General features: G+C 66.3%; 2 protein-coding genes. Both read left to right on the top strand.

Annotation, left to right across the window (positions count from 1 at the left end; genetic code table 11):
• A partial coding sequence (lpdA, locus tag WB461_RS10265) for a dihydrolipoyl dehydrogenase (protein ID WP_423852637.1) occupies positions 1 to 1,246 on the top strand: 1,246 nt, incomplete at its 5' end.
• Between the two features lies 1 nt (position 1,247).
• Positions 1,248 to 1,747, top strand: a 500-nt coding sequence (locus tag WB461_RS10260; protein WP_423852636.1) for an FAD-dependent oxidoreductase, incomplete at its 3' end; no start/stop codon positions are given.

The following is a 1,747-nucleotide window of genomic DNA, read 5'->3' as shown; positions in this document are numbered from 1 at the left end:
GAAGGCTCTCCTCCGCAACGCAGAGATCGCGCACATCATCACGCACGAGAAGAAGACGTTCGGGATCTCCGGCGACGCCTCCATGGACTACGCCGTCACCCATCAACGCAGCCGCGGCGTGGCCGATTCCAGCGCCAAGGGCGTGCACTACCTGATGAAGAAGAACAAGATCACCGAGATCGACGGCTGGGGCACGCTCACCGGCGGCACGGGGGTCGAGGTCAAGGCCGACGACGGCGAGACTACGTCGTACACCTGCGACAACCTGATCATCGCGACCGGAGCCGTCACCCGGCTGGTGCCGGGCACGTCGCTCAGTGATCGGGTGGTGACCTACGAGGAGCAGATTCTTGACGAGGAGCTGCCGGGCTCGATCGTGATCGCCGGATCTGGCGCCATCGGGGTGGAGTTCGCCTATGTGATGAAGAACTTCGGGGTCGACGTCACGATCGTGGAGTTCCTCGACCGGATGGTGCCGACCGAAGACGCCGACGTGTCCAAGGAGCTGCTCAAGCAGTACAAGAAGCTGGGCGTCAACGTGCTGCTCTCGACCAAGGTGGAGTCGATCGACGACAGTGGCGACCAGGTCAAGGTCACGGTTTCGAAGGACGGCAAGGAAGAGGTGCTCGAGACCGACAAGGTACTGCAGGCGATCGGTTTCGCCCCGCGGATCGAGGGTTACGGGCTCGAGGAAGCGGGGATCAAGCTGACTGATCGGGGCGCGATCGACGTGGACGCCCGAGGGCGCACCAACATCGATGGCGTCTACGCGATCGGCGACGTCACCGGCAAGCTGATGCTGGCCCACACCGCCGAGTCAATGGGTGTCGTTGCGGCCGAGACGATCGCGGGTGCAGAGACGATGGAGATCAACTTCGACATGATCCCGCGGGCGACGTTCTGCCAGCCCCAGATCGCTTCGTTCGGCTACTCCGAGGCGCAGGCCAAGGACAAGGGTTACGACGTGAAGGTCTCGTCGTTTCCCTTCTCGGCCAACGGCAAGGCTCGCGGCATGGCCGAGGGGGTCGGGTTCGTGAAAATCGTGGCCGACGCCGAGCACAACGAGATCATCGGCGCGCACCTGATCGGGCCCGAGGTGACTGAGCTGTTGCCGGCACTGACGCTGGCTCAGCAGTGGGACCTGACCGCCGACGAGGTGGCTCGCAACGTGTTCGCCCACCCCACGCTGTCCGAGGCGATGAAGGAAGCTGTCGAGGGCATCGCCGGCCACATGATCAACCTCTGACATGGCCGCAACAGGCGCAGGCGATCGCATCGTCATCGTCGGCGGCGGACCTGGTGGCTACGAGTCGGCCCTGGTCGCTGCGCAGCTCGGCGCCGAGGTCACGGTCGTCGACTCTGACGGCATCGGCGGCTCGGCCGTGCTCACCGACTGCGTGCCCAGCAAGACGCTGATAGCCACCGCCGAGCTGATGACCGACGTGTCCATCGCCAACGAGCTCGGCGTGATGATCGGTGAGGACGGCGTCCGCGTCGACCTGGGACGGGTCAACCGGCGGGTGCTGCAGCTGGCGGCGGACCAGTCCGCCGACATCGCCCGACGCCTGGAGCGCGAGGGCGTGCGGGTCGTCCAGGGACGCGGGCGGCTCGACGGGCCGGGTCGGGTGGCCGTCGCGGTGGCTGACCAGGACGACGTCATCTGGGAAGCCGACGCCGTGCTCATCGCCACGGGGGCCGCGCCGCGCACGTTGCCGAGTGCCCAGCCCGACGGCGAACGGATCCTGAC

Source organism: Aeromicrobium sp. (assembly GCF_049587115.1).
In the GTDB taxonomy this organism is placed as follows: Bacteria; Actinomycetota; Actinomycetes; order Propionibacteriales; family Nocardioidaceae; genus Aeromicrobium.
The sequence above is the reverse complement of the archived record's forward strand: the minus strand, read 5'-3'. Positions and strand labels throughout refer to the sequence as shown.